The following is a 24963-nucleotide window of genomic DNA, read 5'->3' on the forward strand; positions in this document are numbered from 1 at the left end:
TCCCAGGAATCAAGCCGAGAAACACTTTGTGTTCTTTTTGTAAATAATCCTTTATATCGGAAAAATCCAGCGCCTTTCAAATAGTAGCAACCTACCATTTTTACTAGCGAAAAGGAAAAAAAAGGAAGGAGTAAATGTACCTAGTTGGCAAAAAATGTGGGCCAGAAGACCGTCCCGGTTGCAGGACTTCCCTCCAAAAAACGTAGGACGATGGAGGTGAATCTGTCCCAACATTACATTTTCATGACAAATTTGAAAAAGACACAATAGTGAATTTTGTCTATGGGAACGATTTGCTCCCTATGTTTACAATGACTGTGACGTGGCAACATATCGGAGGTTGACGAGAAATGGAGCCAACAAAAAAGAGAAGATGGCGCTGGATGAGCCTGACCATGCTGATCGTGATGGGGGCAAGTGCCTTCTGGTGGTTTTGGGCAGCAGATCGTGTCGAAAGCATGGAGACGACTACAGGTGCTCAATTAAAATTTCGCGCAAATGGCGAGCTGTTCGAAGTCTATCAGAATCAGAAATGGCAGCCCTTTTTTGCGAAAGGCGTCAATCTGGGGGCATCGCTACCGGGTCATTATCCGGGTGAGCTTCCCATAACAAGAGAGGATTACATGCGCTGGTTCGCAATGATCGACGAGATGGGAGCGAACGTCATTCGTGTGTATACCATCCATTCTCCTGTCTTTTATGAAGCGCTGGTCGATTACAATCGGCGAAAAGAAGGGGACCCTCTCTATTTGATGCAGGGCATTTGGAGTCCAGAGGAGCTGTTGATTGAAAAGAAAGACGCCTATTTGCCAGAGATTCGCGAGGAGTTTCGACAGGAAATCAAGGATGCAGTCGGCGCTGTCTACGGGGGTATCACCCTGCCAGAAAAACCGGGAAAGGCAAGTGGTACATACCGTGCCAATGCGGGCAAATACTTGATCGGCTGGCACACAGGGACCGAGTGGGACCCCGTGATGGTACAAAACACCAACCGCCTGCATCAAAAAGTTACTCCCTATCAAGGGAAGTACTTCCACGCGACACCGAGTGCAACCGCTTTTGAGACATGGATTGCTGAAATGGTAGATACGGTGGCAATGGAAGAGAGCAAATACGGTTGGCAGCATCCGATGACCTTCACCAATTGGGTGACTACAGATCCCTTATCGCATCCGGGAGAGCCGGTCCATCATGAAGATTTGGTCAGTGTCGATCCTACCCATATAGAGCCAGCGCAGTGGGAGGCAGGCTACTTCGCTTCCTATCACGTGTACCCGTATTATCCGGATTTCTTCCGCTACGACACTACCCTGCAACAGTTGAAGAACGATGCAGGGCAAATCGATACGTACAAAGCGTATTTACGACAACTGAAGCAGTATCACAAAAACATGCCGATCATGGTGACAGAATTCGGGGTCCCAGCATCGGTGGGAGTCGCCCATCTGGGCAATTTGGGGCGCAATCAGGGTGGTCATTCAGAAAAGCAGCAGGGAGAGATCGACGCCGAGCTTTTGCAGGAAATCCATCAGGAAGGGTATGCGGGAGCAATCGTATTCGTGTGGCAGGACGAGTGGTTCAAAAAAACATGGAACACGATGCGCTTTGAGTTGCCGGAAGATCGACGCTCCCTGTGGATCAACGTGTTGACCAACGAGTCTCTGTTCGGAGTCCTCGGGATGTACCCGAACAAAGAAGGCGTGATGACCATCGATGGGAATCGCACGGATTGGGATCAGCTCGTGCCGGAAGAGAAGCAACGCCTTGATGTTCAAGTCCCGGGCATCGACGAAATCTGGATGACACATGATGAAGGGTACGTCTATTTTCTTGCTCAATTGAAGGAAGACTTTGACCCGGCAAAACAACAACTCTATATGGGTGTTGATACGCTTCCTGGCGGGAACAGGCATGCGGCTCAGCTTCCTGGTCTGACGCTGGATGAGGGGCTAGAGACGTTGATCGCGTTGGGAAAAGCAGACGAGAGCCAGATTCAAATCGCCGCCAATTACGACTTTCATGCACGCTTATACGGAAAACGCTACGGCATGCTTGCCATCAAGGAAGAGGAGAAAAAAGACAATTCCGGGATTTTCAAGCCGTGGAAGCTAGCTGTTAGCTTGGAGATGGAGCCGCCAGACAGCAAGAAGTACTATCCGTTGGAGGAAGTCGAGGTCGGCAAGCTAATCCGGGGAACGACAGATGCCGCAGACCCGCAGTACGACTCACGAACCGCCTGGCAAGCGAAGGGCAAAGTGGTAGAGCTGAGAGTACCGTGGATGCTGCTTGGATTTACAGACCCGAGCTCCTTGTCCGTCATGAGTTATGAAGATGATGGCAAAAGCTTCACGACGAAGAAGACGAAAGGCATTCGCATCCTGCCGCTCCTGGTGGATACAGCGACCAAACAAATCGTCGGACAAAAGGCTTATGCAGTGACGAAGCTCCCGATGTATTCATGGCAAGGCTGGGAGCAGGTCGGCTATCACGAACGCAAAAAACAGAGCTATTCCATACTAAAAAAAGCATTCCATGAGATTGAGGCTCCGGTGAAGATCGGGACTCAGCCTTGATTGGATAGGAGAGTGGCAAACGTGCAAACACCATTGGCGACGGCAATTGTTTTTCTGTACGCGCTATGTGGATTGACAGTACTAGGCTTGCTTGTCTTGTTCGCACTGAAGCTGCGCAACATTTCGGTGGAGAAACAGACCATGCGTTGTCTGGAAAAATATCGCGACTACTTCGTTTACCTGCAAGCACACGGGGAAGAAGACGAGCGCTTGCAAGTGCCTTATGGCGATGTGACGCAAAAAGAAAAGCAAATCATTCAGAAAAAGCTGTTTGAGCTGATGGAGCGAGTCACAGGAATTCATCGGGACAAGCTGATCTGGCTATGCGAGGATATGGGACTCGTAGAGCTGGACATGCAAAGACTAAATGGCTGGTGGAAATGGACGAGGGTGGATGCCGCCTACAATTTGGGGATCATGCGCTCCAAGCTCGCCGTACCTGCACTACTCACCCTCCTGCAAAAAAACACGAATGACACCAGTGTTTTTATTATTGCGCGCTCCGTCGCCAAATGTGCACGTAACACAGAAGATTTGCGGGAAATGGTGACCTGGGTTGTCGGAGCGAAGAAAAATGTCCACCAGCTTATCGTGGACATTATCAGTGATGCGCAGGTGGATACAGCACCGCTTTTCGCACAGTTTTTACAAGAATCCGATCCTGAACTGGTCAAAATCGGACTGATTGGCTACGCGGTGCATGCCCAGCCTGGCATTGAGCCTGCGCTATACCAGCTCATTCAATCGCCTGACAAGGAAGTCCGAATTAAGTCAGTCAAGCTCATGAGTCGGGATATCCGCTATATGAATGAGCAGACAGTCACGGATTTTATGAACCACAAAGATTGGGAAATTCGGGCAATGGCAGCGAAAGCAATTGGTTCACTGAAATTGCATTCGTACATCCCCTCACTGAAAAAAGCGGTGGGCGATGCGAACTGGTGGGTTCGTCATCACAGTGCGCGCAGTCTGGCGCAGCTAGAGGTCGAAGGCTTTGCTGCCCTGTGTGAAATTTTGCAGGAAGAGAGAAACAGTCATAAGAGTGAGATGGCTCATCAAGTGATCCAGGAGGAGCTGGAAAAAGAGAAGCTGGTTCTACAGCGTGCGACAGCAACAACGACAGAGAAGCTCGTGCAATACAACGAAAAGCTGCATCTGTACCGCAAGTCGTACCGCAAAACGATCTCCACGGTTCAGGCACTGGAAAGATAGAGCGAAAGGAGGCTGCCATGAGAGAATTTCTACTTTACTACGGAGTATTTGCGGTCTATTACGTGATCGCGATCAACTCTTTGTACTTCATCATCATGCTGTTCTCGTTCAAGAGCATCATGGGAATCTTAAAAAGCTCCATCTATTCGAGATTCCAGACACTTTCAGGCTCTGAGCACGTTCCGCCGATTTCGATTCTCGTGCCTGCATACAACGAAGAACTGACGATTATTGAAAACGTAAGGTCGCTCTTGTCCTTGAACTATCCGCGCTACGAGGTGCTTGTGGTCAACGATGGATCGAAGGATGCTACCTTGCAGGTCTTGATTGACGAGTTTTCACTGGTTTATTCCGAGCACATGCCGGTGCAGCCGCTTCTGCATACGTCGAAGATCAGGGGAGTCTACCACAATCCGGCTTTTCCGAATCTGTACTTGATTGACAAAGAGAACGGAGGAAAAGCTGACTCGCTCAATGCGGGGATCAATCTCTCCCACTATCCGTTGATCGCTTCTATCGATGCAGATTCCTTGCTGGAAAAAGACGCGCTGATTCGCATTGCGAAGGTGTATATGGAAAATCCGGATGAAACCGTAGCTATCGGCGGAGATATTCGCATCGCCAACGGCTGCAAGATCGAAGACGGTGTCGTGAAAGACATTCGTTTGCCAGACAAGTTTTTGCCGATGATGCAATCCGTCGAATACCTCAAGGCGTTTCTCGGGGGAAGAATCGGCTGGAGCGCAATCAACGGATTGATTATCGTCTCAGGTGCGTTCGGTGTTTTTCGCAAGGATTACATCATCAAGGTAGGCGGCTATCGCGAGGGGTATCCGGGTGAAGACATGAACATCATCATCAAGCTGCACAAGTACATGCTTGAAAACAAGCTGCCGTACCGAGTGGCATTTTGCCCCGATGCGGTCTGCTGGACGCAAGCGCCGGATACGCTCAAAATCTTGGGCAGTCAACGCCGCAGATGGGGTCGAGGCAATCTGAAAAACATGATTGAGTACGGCAGATACATGGCGTTTCGCCCCAAGTACAAGCTGTTCGGGATGCTCACGCTACCGTTCAATATTTTGTTTGAAACCCTGAATCCGTACTTCCGTATCACGGGTCTATTGGCTCTCATCGGTTACACCTTGCTGGATATGACCAACGGCTATGTCCTCTTACTCTATGGCTTGCTCAATGTGCTGTATGGCATGCTGCTTGGCATTGGCTCCTTATTGCTGGAGGAAATCGCGTTTCGACGGTATCCGCGTTTTCGGGACATCGTCAAAATGCTTTTCTATACGATTCTGATGTTCTTCGGCTATCGGCAAATCGGCGTCATCTGGAGATTCCTCGGTCATATTGAATATTTGCGCAACAACAACTCCTGGGGAACGATGACGCGGACGAGCTGGCAGACGAAGAGCAGCGAAAACATTTCAAGTTTGGAGGCTAGATCATGAGTAATCTCGTACCTGTTTTTTACGAGCATCTGAACAAGATGGAAGAGAAACATTTGGCGTGTGGGGTTATTCTGGCGGCTTGCAAAACCCTCACGAAAGAGTCAATGGAGCTGATCAAGCAAGACCTGGGCACCAGTTCAGGAGACGGCTCCGAGATTGCTTTGCACTACGCGTATGACAAAAACAAGCAGCTCTTCGGAATACTGCTGGAAGGACAGAAGCTTTCGAACACCCATTTCTATGCATTGCGTGTCAAAGACTATTTGCAAGAGCACAAACTGCTAGCAGGCAGCCTTTTGATTGCAAGTTTTCCCGAAAGCTCTCGCTCGTCCGGTCAAATGCTGATGCGGATGATCCAAGAGATGAGAGAGCCAGGTGCTCATGGGGAAATCAAGATTTACGAGCAGAATCCCGCTCAAAAAGAGGGGCCGGCAAGTATTTTGCTGGTTAACCATGATGAGACTGTCAACGAGTTTTTGAGCATCTACTTTCAGCGCAAAGGGTATCTCGTTACGGTAGCCAATGACGGGATGGATGGCATGGAAAAATATCAGGAGGTCGCCCCTGATCTCGTGATTACCGACCTGAATCTCCCTATCCTCAATGGATACCAGCTCATGGAAAAAATCAAGGATATCAGCGCTTCTATGAGCAAGATTATGGTGCTCACAGACAAACGTCTGGAAGAAGATGTGCAAAAATCATTTGCGATGGGAGCATCTGACTACATTACCAAACCATTCTCCCCGGTAGAGCTGGAAGCCAGGGTGAAAAGGCTAATTTCATAATTTTAGAAAGAGAAAGGGAGAGAGACGAGGATGGCGAGATACGAGGAACTGCAACAGAAGATTCAACGAAAGACAGCGAGAGTGGGTGTCATTGGGCTTGGGTATGTAGGGCTGCCGCTGGCGGTAGAGACGATCAAGAGTGGTTATACCGTAATCGGAATCGATCTGCATGGCGGAAAAATCGAGAGCCTGAAAAGAGGAGAGTCTTATGTCCAGGATGTTTCTAATGAGACCTTGCAGGAATGCCTCGCGACCAATCGCTTTTTTCCGACGACTGATTATAGCGTAATCGAGGAGCTGGATGCGATCAGCATTTGCGTTCCGACTCCACTCAGTCCCAATCAGGACCCGGACACCTCTTACATTACAAACGTTGTCGAGCAAATCAAGCGATTCATGAAAAGAGGAATGCTCATTACGCTGGAGAGCACAACCTATCCGGGAACAACGGAGGAGCTGATCCAGCGCGAATTTGAAAAGCTGGGCTATCGGGCTGGCGTCGACTTTTTCCTCTGCTACTCGCCGGAGAGGGTCGATCCGGGCAATAGCAAATACAGTACGTACAATACGCCAAAGGTGATCGGCGGGACGACAGAACGCTGCATGGAGCTAGGCACACTCTTGTATGGCAGTCTGGTCAAAACCGTCGTACCGGTCTCCTCGCCAAAGGTGGCGGAGATGTCCAAGCTTTTGGAAAACACCTTCCGCAGCGTCAATATTGCCTTCATGAATGAGATGGCAATGATGTGCGACAGAATGGGCATCAATGTTTGGGAAGTAATCAAGGCCGCATCGACCAAGCCTTTCGGGTTCATGCCGTTTTACCCGGGACCCGGAATCGGTGGGCATTGCATACCGCTCGATCCGATGTATTTGTCGTGGAAGGCCAAGGGCTTTCGTTTTCACAGCCAATTTATTGAGATCGCCCAATCGATTAACGACAACATGCCGGACTATGTCCGAAACAAGACAGCACAGGTGCTCAATATTTACGCCAAAGCGATCAACAGCTCGCGCATCTTGATTCTCGGCATGGCCTACAAGCCGGAAGTAGATGATCTGCGTGAATCACCGGGTCTGGAGATTTACGAGCTGTTCACTAATAGTGGAGCAACGGTTGACTATTACGACCCGTATGCGCAGAGCTTTGTGAATAAAAAAGGCGAGATCGTCCATTCCATCGCCAATGACTACGAGGCGTTCAAGACATACGATTGCATGGTGCTCATTACGAATCACCAATGCTTTGCCTATCAGGAGCTGGCGGATTTGGGAGTGGCCATTATCGACACACGAAATGCATTTGAGGGCATCACGAATCCGAATGTGTATCGCATCGGAACCTCCGTCGCAATCAGGCAGGAGAAAGAAGTCGTCAGCTTGCTCGCATAATACAAAGTCCGAACAGTATACGCAACAAGGGAGGAACCGAAGATATGTGCGGAATTATGGGATATATCGGGAACAGGGAAGCGCAGCCGATCCTAATCAATGGGCTGCGAAAGCTGGAATACAGAGGCTACGATTCAGCAGGCATTGCGATTTGTGATGGAGCAACCATCGGCATTCGCAAGGCAAAAGGCAGAATTGATGTACTGGAGAGCCAAACCCAAAAGTCCGGCTTGCAAGGCTCCATCGGCATTGGTCATACGCGCTGGGCGACACACGGGCGACCTTCTGATGAAAACTCTCATCCTCATTTTGATCAATCCGGCAAGTTCTCGATCGTGCATAACGGCATTATCGAAAACTATCTGGATCTCAAGCAGGAGTTGATCGAAAAAGGCGTGACGTTTACCTCGGAGACAGATACAGAGGTCATCGTGCACCTTTTGGCGCAGGAATACGACAATAGCCTGGTTGCGGCAGTGCAGAAGGTCGCTGGCAAAATTCGCGGAGCATTTGCCCTCGGCGTGATGACGGAGCATGAACCTGACAAGCTGATTGCAGTACGCATGGCGAGCCCGTTGATTATCGGGGTAGGAGAGAATGAGAATTTCATCGGTTCTGATATCCCGGCGATCCTGGAGCACACGCGTGATGTGTACGTTCTGGAAGACGGAGACCTGGCGATTTTGACCAAAGATTCTGTTCACGTCATGCGTCTGGATACGACGGAGCCAATCGAGCGTGAGCTGGTGCGGATTGAGTGGGACAAGGAACAAGCGGAAAAAGACGGCTTTGCTCACTATATGCAAAAGGAAATTTACGAGCAGCCGCGTGCCCTGCGCAACACAATGACGGGTCGAATCGATGCTACCCAGCAAAAGGTTATTTTTCCTACTCTTCAATTATCGGAAGCGGATGCCAAGCGTGTGGAGAAAATCTACATTGTCGCATGCGGTACCGCTTATCATGCGGGCTTGATCGGCAAGCATGTGATCGAGCGACTGGCACAGATTCCGGTAGAAGTAGACGTAGCGTCGGAGTTTCGTTACCGTCGCCCACTTTTTCAGTCCAATACGCTTACGATTGCCGTCAGCCAATCAGGGGAGACAGCAGATACACTGGCAGCCATGCGTGAAGCCAAACGAAACGGCTCGGCAGTGCTCGCTATTACGAATGTAGTCGGAAGCTCGATTGCCCGTGATGCTGATGACGTAATTACGACAAATGCTGGTCCGGAAATCGCGGTTGCTTCGACGAAGGCATATACCTCGCAGCTGGTTGCGTTTTACTTGCTCGGGATCTATTTGGCGCAAGCGAAGGGAACACTGGATATTGGCACCCGTGCCTCACTGCTTGACCAACTGACTGCGCTCCCTGATCAAGTGGAGCATATTCTCGCGCATGCAGATGAGATTCGTCATTTCGCTGAGTCGATCAAGGACGAGCAGCATCTGTTTTTCATCGGACGAGGACTCGATCATGCAGTATCGATGGAAGGCTCACTCAAACTGAAGGAAATCTCGTATATTCACTCGGAGGCGTATGCGGCAGGGGAGCTGAAGCACGGCACGCTGGCGCTGATTGAAGAGGGAACGAGAGTCATTGCCTTGGCTACACAGGATGAGCTGCATGAGAAAATGATCAGCAATATTACAGAAGTGAAAGCCCGTGGAGCAAAGGTTCTCGGTATTACTTTAGATGGACATGTAGAGCTGCATCGCTCGGTTGATGATGTATGCCTGATTCCGCAGACAGATGCCTTGTTTACACCGGTGTTAGGCGTTATCCCCCTCCAGCTCATTTCCTATTACACTTCGGTTGCGCTCGGCAATGACGTAGATCGTCCACGGAATTTGGCCAAAAGTGTAACAGTTGAGTAAACACGAACGTCAGTCGTATTAAGGCTAGAGAGTAATAGGAAAAAGGGGGAAAGATGAATGAACACCTCGAAGCGGACGTTGAATCAGGAGAAATTACTGGAGATTATGCTTCAGGCCTATCAGCTGGGCGTGCAGAGGAAAGACATTAATTTGAGCATGATGATTGACACACTGACCTATGAATTGAAACCATACTTCGATCAGCAAATCCAACAGGGTCAGCTTGCAAATGGGGAGCTGACCAAGACGGAGGCGATAGGATGAACATACATGCAGTAGTACTCGCAGCAGGAAAAGGAACCAGAATGAAGTCTTCGCTCTACAAGGTCATGCATCCAATCTGCGGGAAGCCGATGATTGAGCATGTCGTAGAGACATTGGAGGCCTTGTCGCTTCGCCACTTGGTCGTCGTTGTCGGTCACGGAGCCGAAGTAGTCAAAGAGCAGCTGAAAAACCGCGTTCAGTATGCGTATCAACCGGAACAACTGGGAACAGCTCATGCTGTTTGGATGAGCCACGAAATTCTCGGGGCGCAGGATGGTGTTACGATTGTCATGAATGGCGATACACCTCTCGTACAAGAACAGACGCTGCGAAGTTTGCTCGAGTATCACCAGCTCAAACAAGCAGCAGCCACGGTTTTGACCTCCATTGTGGACGAGCCTACAGGCTATGGCAGGATCATTCGCGACGAGAACGGCGATGTCCGTAAAATTATCGAGGAAAAAGACGCGACCTTGGGCCAAAAAAAGGTGAACGAGATTAGCACCGGAATCTTTTGCTTTGACAATCAAAAGCTGTTTTCGATGCTGCCGATGGTCTCAAATGAAAACGCGCAAGGGGAGTTTTACTTGCCAGACGTTCTGGGGCTTTTGCAAGAGCAAGGTCATTTGGTAGCGGCGTTTGCAACGGATGATCCAGAAGAAGGCAATGGCGTCAATGATCGTGTGCAGCTCGCAGATTTGGAACAACTGATGCGCAAGCGAATCAACGATTTCCATATGCGAAACGGAGTTACGATGATAGACCCGAGCTCGACATACATCGATTCGGACGTAATGATCGGCCGCGATACGGTGCTCTATCCGGGAACCTGCCTACTTGGCGACACACAGATTGGTGAAGGCTGCCAAATCGGGCCGTACGCGCTGGTCAAAAACAAGAGCATCGAGGATTACACGAGAATTCAGCCCTTTTCAGCGGTTGATGGCAGTACGTTTGGTGAGCGGGCTTTTGCTGGAGTGGGAGCGACGACACAACAGTACGGTATCGACCAGCGCTGATGCAGGTACTTCGTCGATATAGCTGGCTTTGGATAGCACTGCTCCTTGTGACAGTGGCTTCGATCATCATGCTGTCGTTGGCAAACACCCGCTCTCCGCTGACAAAAGCAACCTGGATATGGGATGCCAAGCAAATGGAGACCCAAACCTATGAAATGATCGAGTTTGCCGAGAAAAACGACATCAACCTGATCTATCTTCACGTCGAACCAGCAGCAGTTGCGCCTAAGACGTACCGTACCTTCATTGAAAAAGCCAATCAGGCAGGCATCAAGGTAGAGGCGCTTGGCGGTGACCCAAATTGGGCGTTAACAGCGAATCGACAGAGCATCAACGATCTCATCTCCTGGGTGAAGGCGTTCAATCGCAGTGCCAAGCCAGATGAACGATTCGCGGGGATTCACGTCGATATCGAGCCGTATTTGTTGCCTGCATGGAAGGAAGACCAGGCGGAAATCGTCCAGCAATGGCTGAAAAATGTCAGCTATCTGGTAGCGGAGACAAAGAAGGATACTGATCTCGCTGTCGGTGCCGACTTGCCTTTTTGGATCGACTCCGTAAACGTTCCTGACAGTGATGAGAAAGTGAGCAACTGGATGGTGCAGCGTCTCGACAGTATTACGTTAATGGCCTACCGCAATCAAGCCCTTGGGCAAAATGGGATCGTCGAAATCGTAGAAAAAATCGTCGATGATGCCAATGTACGCAAAAAAGGGTCGGTCATCGTAGGCGTCAACATCATGGAAACGATGGAAGGCGCGCATGTGAGCTTTTTTGAAGAAGGCACAAAAGAGATGAACAATCAGTTGGCCATTTTACAGGAGGAGCTGTCAAACAATCCGGCGTTTGCAGGAAGTGCGATCCATGATTACGAGAGCTGGAAGCACGCAAGTCAACGAGAGGAGCAACTTTGACGAATGAAAGCTGCGCGCATCTATTTGAGTGTACTCTGCCTGACGGTCGGCTTTCTGTTCGGCTTTTCCCCCGCGGAGAAGAAGAGTAAAGCAACATGGATCTGGCAATCCGAAATGATCGGGAGAGAGAAACAAGAGATTCTCGATTTCTGCAAAAGTAACGATATTCATCTCGTCTACTTGCGAATCGAGATGAACAAGCCCTATGAATACTATCGCGATTTTATCCGCGAAGCAACAGAGATGGGGATCGAGGTTCATGCGGTAGCCGGTCATCCGGCGTGGGCGCTCAAAAGCAATGAAAAGCGGATGATGAACATCGTCCACTGGGTAAAAAGCTACAACCGTGAAGCACAGAAGGATGAGCGTATTCGCGGGATTCAGTTAGACATCGAGCCGTATCTCCTGCCGTTTTGGGAGACCGATCAGAAGCGGATTATCGGTGAATGGCAAGCCAATGTGCAGACGTTCACAGCCGAGGTGTCAAAAGATGAGGATTTGGTTGCCAGCGCAGCCATTCCATTTTGGCTGGACGATATTCCTGTTCCGGGACAAGAAGAGATGTCTCTGTCCAAATGGATAATCAGCCAGTTTGATACGGTATGTATCATGGCGTATCGTGACACACTTTCCGGTCAAAACGGCATCCTGAATTTAATTGATCAGGAAATGAAGGAAGCGGATGAATTAGAGAAGCGTGTCTTGGTTGCTGTGAATATTAAGCCACTGGATGAAGACCACGCTTCTTTTGCAGAGGAAGGCCCGGCTCTTATGAAACAGCAATTAGAGCAATTGCCTGCACATTTGGCACACCATCCGTCCTTCTCTGGCGTCGCGATCCACGATTATCGCTATTGGAAGGAGGCGGCTCCACTGCCCCCGATAACGAAGCAGCGTTATAAAGGCACCTACATATGGCGTGCAGAATTGATAGGTACGGAAAAGGAGGAAATACTCTCCTTTGCGGAACAAAACGGGGTGAATCTCCTCTATGTTCGTCTGGATTTAGAGCAACCGACTTCCTATTATCGCGATTTCGTCAGAGAGGCTCGTGAAGCGGGGATCGAGGTTCATGCGATGGGCGGCCATCCAATTTGGGCTCTGTCTGAAAGTCGGAGCAAGATCATGAAGCTCGTGAATTGGGTGAAAGCCTACAATGAGGCTGTCTCGACAGAAGAGCAGTTTCACGGCATTCACTTAGACATTGAGCCGTATGTCCTTCCTGTCTGGCGCGAGGATAAAGAGGAAGTTTTACGTCAATGGATGGGCAACATCGAAGCTTTTGTCGAGGAGACCAAGAAAGAAACTTCCCTGGAAGCAAGCGTCGATCTCGCCGCGTGGCTGGACAAGACACCTACTCCGGGTCAGCCTGAATTGCCCTTTTCGCATTGGATGATCGAGCAGCTTGATCATACGACCTTGATGGCCTTTCGCGATCGCGCTCCTGGGATCATTGGCTTGGTTGAAAATCAGATGAAGTACGCAGAGAGTCTCCAGAAAAAGCTGGTCGTCGCCGTGGAGACAAAAGAGAGCCACGAAGGGAAAGGAATCACCTTTCACGATGAAGGCATGGGCGAAATGGATCGGCAGCTGGATCTGGTGACAAAAGCGCTGGATCGATACTCCTCTTATTGGGGGCTCGCCATTCATGCCTATGACTACTGGAAAAACGGGAAAGAGTAGGCTGCCTGCATCGTGCATCATTGTTGTACAATAGAAGAAAACGAGTGTCGGAAAGAGGAGAACAAGTCATGCGAGATGTGCAAAAACGACATCGCAATCTCCCGCAGCGTACACCAGAGATGTTGTACAACGTGGTGCGCAAATTTTACCGCGGAGCTGTCAGTCATTTTGACTTGATTCAGGAGAAAAAGCAGGAAGCACGGGCAGCCTTGGAAACTGGTGACCACGACAAAATCCGTGCAGCCGTACACACGTTATTTTTGGAGTTCCATTTTTATGTGACCTGCTGGCTCCAGATTGAGCTTGCCCTGTATCGGCTGGCGCGTCAGGATGAACGCCTTGCGCAAGTGATGGAAAGATACCGACCATCGTTGGAAAAGCATGTAGCGGTACGGCAACTGCTGGATCAAACGGAGGCTTGTGTGGAGGCGCAGTTTCAACCAATCGGAGATGGATGGTCCTGCGTGCAGAAGGATGCTTACGTGTTTGGCAGTATTATTTTTACAGTGGATGAAGAGAGTCTGCGAGATTTGCACGCCGTGTATCAGGCGATTTGGGAAAATGTAGATTGCTGAACCACCGATAATAAAAAGCGTGACCGTCGCGATGGATGGTCACGCTTTTCTCATTTAGAAAGTGCCAGGGAAGATTGATCCTGTATGTGGAGCAACCTGACCCGGAGCGTTCAATTGGCGCACCTCTTGTACATTCGTGCCAGCAAAACCTGGAGTGAAGACAGATTGTGCTCCCATGCCGATTGTATTAGCAAAAGCCTGCTGTTGCGGTTGAGGCTGCTGTGCTTGCAGACCGAATCCGGTGTTGTTCAATTGGCGTACTTCTTGAACATTGGTTCCGGCAAAGCCCGGGGAAAAGATGCTGCCAGCGTTTCCGGCTTGGTTCACAAATCCAGGTTGTCCAGCGAAGCCAGTTTGACCCGCGAAGCTGTTAAAGCCAGCTTGATTTCGCGCCTGAACCTCTTGAACATTAGTTCCAGCAAAGCCAGGAGAAAAGACCGCGTTCGCTCCACCAAATGCTTGTTGATACGATGGCTGCGCTGGGATGTACTGGGATGCTTGATTTTGACCAAAACCAAATTGTTGCTGTTGTTGTACTGGATAGCTAGCATTTTGTTGTCTTACTTCTTGTACATTGGTATTCGCAAAGCCTGGGGAAAAGATGGATTGGGCACCACCGACTCCGCCACTGAAGGATGCAGCAGATGAAGGCGTTCCGAGCGATTGTGCATGGCCGCCTTGGTTCCAATATTGTACTTCTTGTACGTTGGTTCCGGCGAAGCCTGGTTGGAACATCGAACCTGCAGGGCCTACTGCTCCAAAAAATTGCGGTTGTTGCTGGGATTGCATCATATTGTTGTTTGTGTAGGTCATGGTTAAGACCACCTCCATGGAGTATTTTTTCCAAGGTTGGTCAGGTCATGCATTTGAAACGAAAAAAACATGCCGGAGTCTAAACGGCATGTTCCTTTAGAGCAAAACGTGAGACTTGCCTCATTGTTCAGTGCTACCCGCATGTACAGCCAGCATGCCGATTCACCTTTTGCGGTAGCGTTTATCTACAACCAGGAAGGATTGACCCATTATAAGTCAACAGCTTGGGGGTCAATCGCGTCAGCCAGTCGTTCGTTGGGTGATGCGCCGTTCCCCTTCCTGACGGGCAAATCGCACGAAGGTCGTCTGTGAATCAAGGTGCTGCTCGACTCCTTTATCCTGCGGCACTCCCTCGCTTGCCTGGCAAGTGGGAGACATGCTGTGCGTAGTGGATCAAATTCGATAGCGATAATCGTCGAATCGATGGTTCATCGAATTTCTCCGGCTTTGCATTTGCTTCAAAGAGCCATAGCTTTCCTTCTTCTGTCAAGCCAAGGTCCATCGACATCTCAGCCAAATCCGTCCATTCTTCATTTAATGATCGTGCGATGGCGAGCGCTGTATCGTGAATGTGTCTTTCCATTTGCTCGTGATGATTATGAAACAAGGCTTGCATAACGGTTGATAACGAGTGGATTGAGCCGCCGCGTGGCACATGAGTGGTGATGCTTTGTGAGCCGGACCTTCTGATGCCAACCCCGGTTACACTCCACTCGCCCTCGCCATCTTTCTGTACGAGGACGCGCACATCAAAAGGTTTGCCGTTGTAACGGGCACGACGGATACCTTGCTGCATGATGTACTTTTGCTGTTTGACATGAAGTCTAATATGCTTCCATACTTCATTCAAGTTGGAAAAGCGGCGAGTAATGGCCTTATGCTCCTTTAACCGTTGCAGGAACCACTTATCGTTTTTGAAATCAATGCGCATAATTCCCTGACCAGCTCTACCGCGCACAGGTTTCAAGTAGACAAAGCGATGTTCTGTGCAAAAGCTTCGAAAGCGAGCCAAGGTGTCCAGCTGTTTCGTCTCCGGTAGAAAGGCTTGCACTTCCAGGTGGGACTCAAGCATCGTAAACAGCTGCTGCTTGTCAAAAAAGCCGCGATTAAACAATGTGACATTTGGCATCTCATGTATGCGGTTCAATGCTCTTCGGACTTCAGGTCGCCGTTCTGCTTTTCTCGTCGGAATTCGATTGTAAACCACATGGGGGAAAGGCAGAATCACCTCTTGCCACGAGTTTAGACGATTGTTGTACAAATAGCCGCGCACCTTTTTCTTCTCCCAATTGATTCCTTGTGGAGTGAACACATAGACGAGTGCACCCCATTGCTTTCCCGATTGAGAAATATCCTTGAAGTTCTCTCGGTTTCCTAAAAATGCTGCCCCTTCACCAACAGTCAATATGCCAAATAATGGGCCAAGCTTCAGGGAGTCGTCCGCCATTTTCCAGTTAATGCGTGTACGAATGCGGCTTGCTTGCACGCGGGGTAAACCAGCGTATATCCGTTTCGTATGAGAAAAGGGACCAAGACTGGCGACCAGTGGCTTTGGCGAGCGTTTAAGGACTAGCCGAGGTAACTGTACGAACCATCTACCGCTAGGGAGGATCGTCAGCCACCCGGAGCGCTGCTGAAGCATGGTGTTCCTCCTTCCTGAAAAACGGTACAGATCGCGTGTGACTAGAAATTGGCCAAGTAACAGCTATAATCGACGAGCAGCTTGCGTGATTCTTGATCAGCCTGCCTGAGACGGGCGTGCTTGAAAATAGAACGGCCAGGCTTGGAATTCGCTTCGAACATCCAGACATGACCTTGCGTATCAATTCCCATGTCCAGCCCCAATTCGCCTAAATCGATTCCTTTCGCCAGTTCAATCGCGGTAGCGAGTCGGATCGAGGCATCGGAAATTCGCTGGGTCATGAGGGCTTTTTGTTTGCCAAACAGGTGTTGTAACAGGTCATCGCCGGGGATGACAGTTCCACCTGTGCGTACGTGGGTAGTTACGCTGCCAGAACCGGCAACCTTGGCTGCCGTGCAGGAGACGACCCACTCATTTTGCTGATTTTTATGCAAGTGAACACGGAAATCAAACGGTCGTCCATGGAAGGTCATGAGCGAAATGCCCTGTTGTGCCAGATACGCACTGACGCGGCGACTGCGGAAGACATGCTGATAAAGGCTGGACAGCTTGGAAAATTGCCTTTTGACATTGCCGCTGCCTGTATGATAAGAGGCAGTAAAGCCACCGCCGGCCTGGCGAACAACTTTGACAATTCCGTACCCGAGACTTCCGTTTTTGGGCTTCAAATAAACGATAGGGTATTTACGCAGCAAGTTTCGAACTGTTGTAAGGGACGGAGAGGTGTAAGTCTCTGGGATATGCTCATTCACTTCTGGATTCGGGTACAGCAGTTGGTGCACGCCCCATTTGTTAAAAAAGCCCTGATTGAACATCGGTAAATTGGGGTAGCTGGCGAGTCGATACTTGAATTCCTGAACGGCTTCATGTTTTTCTGCCGAACGAGAGGGAATGCGATCATAGACGACGTCGGGCATAGCGGTAACATGCTTTTTCCAAAAGTATCCACCTGACTTGTTTCTACGCAAAAACCACGCTTTGACCGTATTGGATTCCCAGTCCACATCGTTTGGGGAAAATATATAGTAGAAAACGCCTTTCCCTTCTTGTGCCTGTAACAAATTGTAAAAAAACGAGGTGCGAGAGCCAATTGGTTGCTTGGGATCTCGTCTGATGCCAGTCGTAACGATCCCGATGGAAGGACCGATCCGGAGTGCGGCGCCCTCTAGTTTGAGCTGGATCAAGCCAGGATGAGGAATGCCCAGCTCCGTTTGCAAGAGCGTCGTCACTTTCATGACGTTCGTATCCGGATTGCGTTTATCTTGTAAGACAGTTGCGACTACTTCCTTTTTACCCAGTAAGACTTTAATTTTTTGGCGTTGCCGTAGCTGTAGCTGTTGGAAGAGAGTAGCTGGCAGGATAATCCCACTGATACGTGGGTTGGAAAGGAAGCGAAGCCGCATTCTGAACGTTTCCATGCTTTAACCTCCTACACGCTCTTTCATGAGATAGTGGGCGTAGCGAACAGGCTGAGTAATCGAATGCAGTTGTGCAGTCGGGTCGTCAATCATGCGAAAAACAGTTCGCCCTGGTCTGCTGTTTACCTCGATGATCCAAACATTACCTGCGGTGTCGATGCCAATATCGATTCCCAGCTCAACGAGTCTGCCGTGTGACTCTTCCAAAAAACGGGGAAGTTCTTCCGCCACTCGGTTGATTGTTTGCTCGATGCGTGCCGCTTTTGCGGATGTGAAGTGAAGGGGCAGGAAAGAGGCCAGAGGTGTTGCTTTCCCTCCTCCGTGTAAATTGGAGGTGATACTGCGTTTGTCTCCCAGGCGCACAGCTTTGCCCGTTGTCCCCCATTTACCCAGCCCGTTTTTTTGAACGAGAACACGGACATCGAATGGGGTACCATCCGGGGTATGCAACTCCAAATAGGGCTGTACCAGGAACTTGCGGCCGGCAGTAAAGACTGAAACAAAATTTTTTAATCCGGCAGTGTCATGAATTCGCCTGGTGAAAGGTTTATTGTCCCGGTTTCGTCCGGAAGCTTCATAGCCACTGCGCATTTCTTTGATTCTCACGACGCCAATACCGTGAGTTCCCGCCATCGGTTTAATGATGGCTGCCCCGTATTTTTCCAAGGTTGCATGAAGCACAGGATATGAGAATATTTCAGTAGGTGGTAGCAGCGGGGCGAGGAGAGGGGACTTAACGAGCATCTGGTGCACCTGCCATTTTCCAGACAGACCATGCCCCAAAAACGTAATGTTGCGATCGTTTTGCAACTTTTCCACAAATGGTTTATAGTGGCGATAAGATGGGCCCACAAAGCAACGATCATAGATAAAGGCGGGGATTGGGAAGTCTTTCGCGTGCCAGGACCCATTGCGATATTCGAAGCCTTTTACCATACGCGTGGAAAAGTTAACCTGACGTGGTGAAAAAACGAAGACGCGAATACCGTGCTTGCGTCCATAGAGCGTAAGCTTTTTGTAGTACCCTTTGTCTACAAAGTGGGAGCCTTGGCACCGGGTCATGATGCCAAGACTTCTCTCGGATGCTGTCATGTAGGTCACCTTCGCCTGTTATTGTTGCGTTTCGGTTTTCTTTTTATCGTCTTTTGTGGTTGAATGGTCCGGGGAAAACCACTTAGAAAGGCGGAATAATCCAGCATGCGAATGACAGAAGGGCGAGCACGCCGAGGCAGCTCTTCGGCACCCTCAGGCAGCGGAACAGTTTTGGCTGACTTGGATGGCTTGCTGTTGACCTCCAATAGCCACACCCGTCCATGGACGTCGACTCCCAGATCAATTCCGAATTCTGCGTAATGCCCAGGCAGTGATTCCTCTAAAAGGATTGCGAGCTTCAGTGCTACGGCGTGTAACGTTTGGGGAGAAGGTCGAATCGCACTCGCCCGAGGTCCACATACTCGCAGCGCCTGAAGGGGAGTCATCATCTGCCCGCCTCTGGATATATTGGAAACAATGCGGTTTAATCCCAGGCGAGCCACCATGGAAGTGACGGACCATTCGCCTTTTCGGTCTTTTTGCACCAATACACGAAAATCTGTCGGTCGTCCTTGGATGCCGATTAACGGTAACCCTTGCTGCAGCAAATAGGATGTGCCTTTTGTCCTTTTTTGCAAATACTGATGTAAGCCCTGAATGCTAGCAAATGATTTGCGCAATCCTCCTGGGAACGCGAGCTGGTATCCCTCGGGCGAACTGCGAACTCGAATGATCCCGCGCCCCATGCTTCCGTTAGCTGGTTTTGCATAAACGGTGCGATAGGTAGATAGCATTTGCCGCAGGTCTTCCTGTTTCAAATAACGAACCATACTGGGAAGATGTTCGGAGGCTGTCGGTTGATTCTCGAGTGCGGCGTGTACATGCCACTTATTCAAAAAACGCTCGTTAAAAAAGGGAATAGAAGCGTCCTTGCAGCGTTGAACCCAGTTGGCCATCTGTTCGCTTCGTTCGCGTTGGCGGGATACGAGCCGGTTGTAAATGCATTGCGGAAGCGGAAGTAAGGTCTGTCTCCAGACGCCTCCCTTTCTGACGAGGCCGCGCACGATTCCTGCATCCCAGTTGACATCCTGAAGCCGAAATGCGCAAAGGATCCCTCCGCGTTTGCGGGTGATATCGGACATCTCATGGAAGAAAGAGTTTAGGTGTCCAAACGGTCCTTGCGAGAACGCTGCATTGTAGCCTGAAACAAGAACACCTACATACGGTCCGAAAACGATTATTTTCTGACTCGCATCATAACGGACTAAGAGAGGAACGCCCCTGGGTAGATAAAGTGATTGAGCTAAAGAGGGTCGAATGAAGGTTTTACCCGAGGTTTTGCCTCCCCGTTCCCAACCGCCTACGCGTGCGGAAACGGTTTTGCTCCCAAATTGGACCGCAATGGTGGATGGTGTTGAAAGATTCCATTTGCGCAAGTGCGCCTGGGGCAGGTAAAGGTCTACTTCCGATATTATCTCGTTTTCGACAACGATTGTTGGAACGTAGGACATGAGTATCCCCTTCCCATCAGGCAAAGTTAGTCTATGGTATGAGCATCCAAAACGTTTGGTGCCATGTAGAGAAGAGAGGTTGTTAGGATTTATGAACGCTTGGATACTATTAGTGAACATTGCAGTAGGCTCTGTCATCGGTGGAGTGACGAATGAGTTAGCCATCCGAATGCTGTTTAAACCAGTAAAACCGTGGTATATAGGCAGATGGAAAGTGCCTTTTACCCCGGGTTTGATCCCGAGAAGACGGGACGATATCGCGATACAAATGGGCAGACTCGTCGAAGAACATTTGCTGACGACAGAGGGGGTCAAGCGTGCGCTGAACCAAAGTGGTTTGGAGAGCACATTGACAGGATGGATGAACACCATCGCTCGGGATTGGATGACAGATGAGCGTAGTCTGCGTCAAGCATTGCTCACGGTGATGCCACAGTTATTTAAGGAAGACGGAACGTGGAGTGAGGGTGTCCGCGCGCCTATCGAGTCGAAATGGGGTACCTTTGTCGATCAGGTTCTGGCACAATATGAAGAGAAAAAACTGCGAGAGTTGGTAACGGACAATGGACGCGAGCGTTTGGATGCTGCACTTGGCAGTGTGAGCAAACTACTCTTGAAACGTTTCCGTGATTATTTGCATTCCCCGGAAGGCCAGCAAACCTTGCAAAACATGGTTCGCGGATTACTCGGTGGAGGCGGAGGCATGTTTGGTGGCTTGGTCGGGATGTTTCTTGGGGATGACAAGATTTTGGGCAAGATTCTCCCGTATATCGATGAGCTTTTGCAAAGCAGAGAGCTTTTAGAACGCGTGCACCACTTTTTACATAAGGAAGCGGACAAGCTCTTGGACAAAAATGTGGGTGAAGTGGTTGCCTGGATTGGGCGAGATCAGGTGGACGATTGGGCGCGGAAGCTTTTTGCCAAGCTGGAGGAGCAAAGCCTGCGCATCGTGGACGAGCCTCTGTCTCGTTTGACGGCGCCTATTTCTGAAACGGTGACAACGGAACTCGCTCCTCGTTTGGCCAAGTGGATGGTGGACACGCTGCAACAAAACATAGAGAGAATATTTTCGCGCCTGGCCATCCGGGATATTGTTACCCGGCAAGTAGAGGGTTTCCCGATTGAAAGAATTGAAGAGATGGTAGTCGGAATCTCGGGCAAGGAATTCCGTATGATTACCGTGCTTGGATTTATCCTCGGCGGGATTATTGGGCTTGTCCAAGGTATATTGGCAAATTTGGTCAGTTAAACAAAACTGAAAAGAAACTGTAACTGTGTTGTAATAATCCTGTAATATTCCTTGGGTATGATAAAAGCACGATGAAAACCCCCTTAATGATATACTTTCTGGTCGGTAGCTTTCGAAAAAGCTACCCTTTTTTTTTGCCCCGCCTTCGGGTATATTGGTCGAAGGAGCGCACGTACATGGAACGGGTGGGAGAAAAGGAAGGGGGAATAGCAATATGGCAACGAAGCATGAACAAATCTTGCAACATATTGATCGCCTTCCGATCGGTTCGAAGATTTCCGTGCGGCAGATCGCGAAAGACCTGGATGTGAGTGAAGGGACTGCATACCGCGCGATCAAGGAAGCGGAAACACAAGGATACGTCAGCACGATTGAGCGTGTCGGTACGGTGAGAATCGAGAAGAAGCAAAAGGAAAATATTGAACGTTTGACCTTTGCGGAGGTTGTGAACATCGTCGATGGTCATGTGCAAGCCGGACGCGAAGGCTTACACAAGACCTTGAATAAATTTGTAATAGGGGCCATGCAGCTCGAAGCCATGATGCGCTATATCGATGCCGGGAGTCTCTTGATTGTCGGTAACCGCTATCAGGCGCACAAAATCGCTTTGCAGCAAGGGGCTGCAGTATTAATTACCGGGGGATTCGATACAAGCGAGGAAATCAAGCAGCTGGCTGACCGCTTAGCGCTGCCAATCATCTCTTCCAGCTACGACTCCTTTACGGTAGCTTCGATGATTAACCGGGCCATTTACGATCGCCTTATCAAAAAAGAAATCGTAATGGTTGAGGATATTTTGAAGCCGCTAGCAGAAACGCCTGTCTTATTGACTTCAGATTCTGTTGCCAAGTGGCACCAGTATACGGAGCTTTATCAGGACACGAGATTCCCCGTTGTTGACGAGCAGATGCGCCTGATCGGGATTGTTACCTCCAAAGACATCATCGGTCATGAGGAGACTGCAATGATCGACAAGGTCATGACGAAGAACCCGATCACGACCTCGCCGCGGGTATCCGTAGCGTCATCTGCGCACACCATGGTGTGGGAAGGAATCGAGCTATTGCCTGTCGTAGACAATCATCGCAAGCTCGTAGGGGTCTTGAGCCGCAACGACGTATTAAAAGCACTGCAATTTACAGCTAAGCAACCACAGATGAGTGAAACGTTCCCGAATCTGATCATGTCCCATTTCCGTGAGGAGCGACAGGCAGATGAGATGGTCTATCTGGGGGATGTGAGCCCACAAATGACCAACCACCTCGGTACGATTGCCAGCGGAATCATGACGACGGTCATGGTCGAGGCTGCTTGTAACCTGTTGCGTCATCATCGTCGAGGAGACATGGTACCGGAAAATATCACCGTCTATTTCCTAAAGCCAGTCCAGATGGAAAGCCATATCGAAGTAAAGCCGCGCCTATTAGACATCAGCCGCCGCTTCGGAAAAGTCGAAGTATCGGTATTCCACGGCGATCAGCTCGTGGGGCAGGCCATGATTACTGCGCAAATTATTGAGCGTTAGAAGAAAGGAACAGTCTCTTATGGACTGTTCTTTTTTGTGTTGAAAAGTGGCTGTTGTGGGGGAGAAGAAGCGCATTTCCAGTCTACGCTTCGGCCTCCGCCCTGCAAGGGGTGTGAACTGTCCGCTTCGGAATAAATGGCGGGAGCGCTTCAAACGTTGAAGTTTCGAGGAAGTATTCCATAAGTGAAGCTTAAATTCCCCGTCATTTATACCTACGCTGAGATGGGCTCCAGAGGCGCTTGGACTGGAAATGCGCTTCTTCTACGCAGCTTTGGTAAAGGCATCCTGAAAGTTAATTCATGAGGCGAAAATCATCCTGATAAACGAACAAATCAAGCCGTAACTAAACAGACAGCCGATTCAAGGAAAAAGGAGAAATAAGCGAGGCTCTTTGGGACACCAGCCGAGGCGCAGTGGAAAAAGGGAAACACGCCTTTAAGCGTCCACCTCTGAACATGCTCCATGGGGAGGACTACTTTGGACGCGGTTTCCCTTTTTCCACGGAGACGTGCAGGAATGACCCCCATGCAGGGGGCCCAAGAAGCTCGAGCGTTTTCTCCTTTTTCCGCTGCCACTAACAGCAACAGTTAAGGGTATTTTAAACGTCCTAGAATTGACAGGAGAAGCAATGCAACTTATCATCTAATTAGAATATCATCTAATTGTAACAATCAATCAAAGAAAGGAGTACCCCATTTTGCAACTAGATCAACTCGTCACCTTTTACAAGGCACTCGGAGACCCGACGCGCGTACGCATTCTCGCGATTTTGGCAAATGGCCCCCTGCACGGACAGGCGTTGGCAGGCAAGCTCGGTGTGACACCTCCCACTATTACTCACCATATGGCAAAGCTTCGGGAAGCAGGTGTCGTTTACGAACGGCGTGATAAAAACACCATTTACTTTTACCTACACGAAGCCAATGTACAACGCCAGTCGCAGGCAATCGTGAACGTCATGGAAAAAGCAAAGGATTCGACAGCAGAGGACATTTTTGCACAAGACAATTCTCATGTTCAAAGGAGGCATCAGATGGCAGCGGAAAAAATGCAGGTCATTCGCAGCTTCATTACGCCAGATGGCAAGCTGAAACAAATCCCGTCCCAGCGTAAGAAAAAGCTGATCGTCTTTGAATACATGGTTCGAGGGTTAGAAAAAGGCCGCAAATACAAGGAACCAGAGATCAACGAATACATTCGCCAATTCCACGAAGATTATGCTACGATTCGCCGGGAATTCATCATGAATCATTATATGTATCGGGAAGAGGGCATCTACGAGCTGAACCCGGAGGAAATGTGGGCAAAAGCCGAAGACCTGCAATAGCTGGAAATCGTTTCCTCCTGAACTGAACAGAAAAAAGGACAACCTTCGGCACTGCCGCTCAGGTTGTCGAAGCAATAGAATGTCACACAAATCCATTATAGCGAAAGCTCTATCGGGTTTGTATGATAAACAGCTGGGAATAGAGGAAAAGTATTTCCAGCGTTGCTTCTCCCCAAATGAAAAAGGCATGTGAACGTAAATTTGTTCTCATGCCCTTTTTTTATACCCCTTTTTTCAATTCTGCTTGCCAAGCTGTACGATAACGGAAATAATTGCGCGTTCCCAAAAATAAATTCATAGCCCCTACAATCAGCATGATCAATGCAACGACAATGCGGATCGTATCGAGCGAATCAAAAGTAAACTGATTGATCCCGAACAAAGAAACGAGTATCCCCAATGACACATTCATCTTCCCCAGCAGCATACGCGATTCAAGTGGATGGATGCCTCGTCTGCGAGCATGGATACTATAGTAGACGCTGGCTACTAGGGAAGCGAGAATACCGGTCATGTAAAAGGCAGACCACATAGATGGATTCATCCTTTCTAGCCATTCTGGTACTACCCATCCTACCAAAATCAGGGGATAACGGTCAAATACAAGCAAGAACGTTTGTTCTTATCGTCCGTATGCGCTATACTTCCGGTATAATGTAAGAGAGAAAGTTTCAATCGTGAAAAGTGAG

General features: G+C 49.5%; 21 protein-coding genes. 15 read left to right on the forward strand and 6 right to left on the reverse strand.

All coding sequences use genetic code 11. The features are described 5' to 3' along the window. The first annotated feature begins 350 nt into the window (after positions 1-350). The 11 genes from M3630_RS25835 (at position 351) to M3630_RS25885 (ending at position 13757) form a co-directional block, all read left to right on the forward strand. Positions 351-2573: a hypothetical protein gene (locus tag M3630_RS25835; protein WP_251253989.1), complete on the forward strand. Its 2223-nt coding sequence runs from the start codon at positions 351-353 to the stop codon at positions 2571-2573. 21 nt (positions 2574-2594) lie between these two features. After that, a complete protein-coding gene (locus M3630_RS25840; RefSeq protein ID WP_251253990.1) occupies positions 2595-3785 on the forward strand; it encodes a HEAT repeat domain-containing protein in 1191 nt (396 codons plus the stop codon). A gap of 17 nt (positions 3786-3802) precedes the next feature. Next, the gene (locus M3630_RS25845; protein ID WP_173608895.1) at positions 3803-5245 is read left to right on the forward strand and encodes a glycosyltransferase family 2 protein; all 1443 of its coding nucleotides are present in this window, start codon (positions 3803-3805) and stop codon (positions 5243-5245) included. Next, the gene (locus tag M3630_RS25850) at positions 5242-6033 is read left to right on the forward strand and encodes a response regulator transcription factor (RefSeq protein WP_221867548.1); all 792 of its coding nucleotides are present in this window, start codon (positions 5242-5244) and stop codon (positions 6031-6033) included. The genes M3630_RS25845 and M3630_RS25850 overlap by 4 nt, the downstream gene beginning before the upstream one ends. A 30-nt stretch (positions 6034-6063) precedes the next feature. After that, positions 6064-7425 (forward strand): nucleotide sugar dehydrogenase, encoded by a 1362-nt coding sequence (locus M3630_RS25855; protein ID WP_251253991.1) that lies wholly within the window; start codon positions 6064-6066, stop codon positions 7423-7425. A gap of 44 nt (positions 7426-7469) precedes the next feature. After that, positions 7470-9302, forward strand: coding sequence for a glutamine--fructose-6-phosphate transaminase (isomerizing) (gene glmS, locus M3630_RS25860; RefSeq protein WP_232774682.1), 1833 nt, complete (start codon positions 7470-7472; stop codon positions 9300-9302). 57 nt (positions 9303-9359) lie between these two features. After that, positions 9360-9566: a hypothetical protein gene (locus M3630_RS25865; protein ID WP_173608891.1), complete on the forward strand. Its 207-nt coding sequence runs from the start codon at positions 9360-9362 to the stop codon at positions 9564-9566. Continuing rightward, positions 9563-10585, forward strand: a complete 1023-nt coding sequence (glmU, locus tag M3630_RS25870) for a bifunctional UDP-N-acetylglucosamine diphosphorylase/glucosamine-1-phosphate N-acetyltransferase GlmU (protein ID WP_237900227.1) — start codon at positions 9563-9565, stop codon at positions 10583-10585. The genes M3630_RS25865 and glmU overlap by 4 nt, the downstream gene beginning before the upstream one ends. Positions 10586-10632: 47 nt before the next feature. Beyond that, on the forward strand, positions 10633-11499 hold the full coding sequence (locus M3630_RS25875; protein ID WP_251253992.1) for a hypothetical protein: 867 nt from the start codon (positions 10633-10635) through the stop codon (positions 11497-11499). A gap of 3 nt (positions 11500-11502) precedes the next feature. Beyond that, positions 11503-13182: an SGNH/GDSL hydrolase family protein gene (locus tag M3630_RS25880; RefSeq protein WP_251253993.1), complete on the forward strand. Its 1680-nt coding sequence runs from the start codon at positions 11503-11505 to the stop codon at positions 13180-13182. A 68-nt stretch (positions 13183-13250) separates the two neighbouring features. Continuing rightward, on the forward strand, positions 13251-13757 hold the full coding sequence (locus M3630_RS25885; protein WP_173608887.1) for a hypothetical protein: 507 nt from the start codon (positions 13251-13253) through the stop codon (positions 13755-13757). Positions 13758-13811: 54 nt separating this feature from the next. Here M3630_RS25885 and M3630_RS25890 read toward each other — a convergent pair whose 3' ends face one another. Beyond that, positions 13812-14570, reverse strand: a complete 759-nt coding sequence (locus M3630_RS25890; RefSeq protein ID WP_251253994.1) for a hypothetical protein — start codon at positions 14568-14570, stop codon at positions 13812-13814. Positions 14571-14678: 108 nt separating this feature from the next. Here M3630_RS25890 and M3630_RS25895 point away from each other — a divergent pair, with 108 nt between their 5' ends. Then, positions 14679-14882 (forward strand): hypothetical protein, encoded by a 204-nt coding sequence (locus tag M3630_RS25895; RefSeq protein WP_251253995.1) that lies wholly within the window; start codon positions 14679-14681, stop codon positions 14880-14882. Between the two features lie 22 nt (positions 14883-14904). Here M3630_RS25895 and M3630_RS25900 read toward each other — a convergent pair whose 3' ends face one another. From M3630_RS25900 to M3630_RS25915, 4 genes are read right to left on the reverse strand one after another with little or no spacing between them, the layout of a single operon-like run. Then, complete coding sequence (locus tag M3630_RS25900; RefSeq protein WP_173608884.1) at positions 14905-16212, reverse strand: YheC/YheD family endospore coat-associated protein; 1308 nt, start codon at positions 16210-16212, stop codon at positions 14905-14907. A gap of 41 nt (positions 16213-16253) precedes the next feature. Further along, positions 16254-17630, reverse strand: coding sequence for a YheC/YheD family endospore coat-associated protein (locus M3630_RS25905; RefSeq protein WP_251253996.1), 1377 nt, complete (start codon positions 17628-17630; stop codon positions 16254-16256). 3 nt (positions 17631-17633) lie between these two features. Then, positions 17634-18722, reverse strand: a complete 1089-nt coding sequence (locus tag M3630_RS25910) for a YheC/YheD family endospore coat-associated protein (RefSeq protein WP_251253997.1) — start codon at positions 18720-18722, stop codon at positions 17634-17636. A 5-nt stretch (positions 18723-18727) separates the two neighbouring features. After that, the gene (locus tag M3630_RS25915; RefSeq protein WP_221867555.1) at positions 18728-20173 is read right to left on the reverse strand and encodes a YheC/YheD family endospore coat-associated protein; all 1446 of its coding nucleotides are present in this window, start codon (positions 20171-20173) and stop codon (positions 18728-18730) included. A 91-nt stretch (positions 20174-20264) separates the two neighbouring features. Here M3630_RS25915 and M3630_RS25920 point away from each other — a divergent pair, with 91 nt between their 5' ends. The 3 genes from M3630_RS25920 (at position 20265) to M3630_RS25930 (ending at position 24274) form a co-directional block, all read left to right on the forward strand. After that, positions 20265-21422 carry a DUF445 domain-containing protein gene (locus M3630_RS25920; protein ID WP_251253998.1) on the forward strand — a complete coding sequence of 386 codons (1158 nt, stop codon included), beginning with the start codon at positions 20265-20267 and terminating at the stop codon, positions 21420-21422. A 214-nt stretch (positions 21423-21636) separates the two neighbouring features. Next, positions 21637-22947: a DRTGG domain-containing protein gene (locus M3630_RS25925; protein ID WP_087344701.1), complete on the forward strand. Its 1311-nt coding sequence runs from the start codon at positions 21637-21639 to the stop codon at positions 22945-22947. Between the two features lie 697 nt (positions 22948-23644). Then, positions 23645-24274: a DUF2087 domain-containing protein gene (locus tag M3630_RS25930; protein ID WP_251253999.1), complete on the forward strand. Its 630-nt coding sequence runs from the start codon at positions 23645-23647 to the stop codon at positions 24272-24274. A gap of 220 nt (positions 24275-24494) precedes the next feature. Here M3630_RS25930 and M3630_RS25935 read toward each other — a convergent pair whose 3' ends face one another. Continuing rightward, on the reverse strand, positions 24495-24806 hold the full coding sequence (locus tag M3630_RS25935; RefSeq protein ID WP_173608878.1) for a YtpI family protein: 312 nt from the start codon (positions 24804-24806) through the stop codon (positions 24495-24497). Positions 24807-24963: the final 157 nt, after the last annotated feature.

Origin of the sequence: Brevibacillus sp. MER 51 (assembly GCF_023714195.1) — a bacterium.
Taxonomy (GTDB): Bacteria; Bacillota; Bacilli; order Brevibacillales; family Brevibacillaceae; genus Brevibacillus.